The organism is Psychrobacter sp. 4Dc (genome assembly GCF_002836715.1).
Lineage (GTDB): Bacteria > Pseudomonadota > Gammaproteobacteria > Pseudomonadales > Moraxellaceae > Psychrobacter.
Genome location: NZ_PJAT01000032.1, coordinates 1 through 915 on the forward strand (window position 1 = coordinate 1; position 915 = coordinate 915).

Sequence of the window (915 nt, forward strand, 5' to 3'; positions counted from 1 at the left end):
AGACCTCTTGCAAAAGTCATAGTTTAAGCTCGGAATTAATGATACCAGCAAACAGCTTCATTCTAAGATCATAGCGCTGACGACGGTTGCGATATTTATGAGCCACGATTTTAAACAACTTGATTAAGCCTATTTTGTGCTCAACCACCATACGGAACTTTGCCAGATAGTGATTGGCCTGTTTGCATATCTCCAATAACTGACCACCACGAGGTTTCTTAAATGGTGTGAAAGTTTGGTTATGTAGCTTTGCTAACCCTTGATAACCACTGTCTGCTAGATAGTTAGTATTCTCAGGTAACCAATCAGGACAAGTATCTTTATACAACTTAAAATCGTGGATTGACCCTTTACAGGTTTGCACATCAAGTATCAAACCGGTTTGCCAATGGACGATAACCTGCGCTTTCAAGGTGTGTTGTTTTTTCTTACCGCTGTAGTAGTCTCTTTGGTTTTTTTTGGACGCTCAATTGGGGTTTCGGTGGCATCGACAATGACGACTGACCAATTGATGTCCTCATCGACACGACTAGGCAGCTTTTTGGGCAATTCAAACTTGCCAGAGTCAATCAGTGTGTCTTCTACTTTACGAACGATACGGCTAGCAGAAGACTCATGAATACCAAAGTCCATACTGATATGATAAAGCGTGCGGTATTCACGCCAATAAGTCAGGGCTAGTAGTATCTGCTCCTTAAGACTGAGCACACTTGGTCTACCTGATTTGGTCTTACATGCTTCATGCTCTTGCATGGCCTCAAGCATGTCATAAAAGGTGGCTTTATGAATGCCAGTGTAGCGTTTAAAACCAGCGTCATTTTTTTTGAGTAGCTTATCTATGTTTGGCATATCTATTAAGTAAGTAGAGTTCAATAATATACGTTGTGTATTACAACTACTTTTGCAAGAGGTCTA

2 protein-coding genes are annotated in these 915 nt (G+C 40.8%); both read right to left on the reverse strand.

All coding sequences use genetic code 11. The features are described from left to right. Positions 1 to 16: 16 nt before the first annotated feature. The gene (locus CXF61_RS01780; RefSeq protein ID WP_165596946.1) at positions 17 to 412 is read right to left on the reverse strand and encodes a transposase family protein; all 396 of its coding nucleotides are present in this window, start codon (positions 410 to 412) and stop codon (positions 17 to 19) included. Beyond that, complete coding sequence (locus CXF61_RS01785) at positions 409 to 849, reverse strand: transposase family protein (RefSeq protein ID WP_165596947.1); 441 nt, start codon at positions 847 to 849, stop codon at positions 409 to 411. Before CXF61_RS01785 ends, CXF61_RS01780 begins: the two co-directional genes overlap by 4 nt. Between the last annotated feature and the right edge of the window lie 66 nt (positions 850 to 915).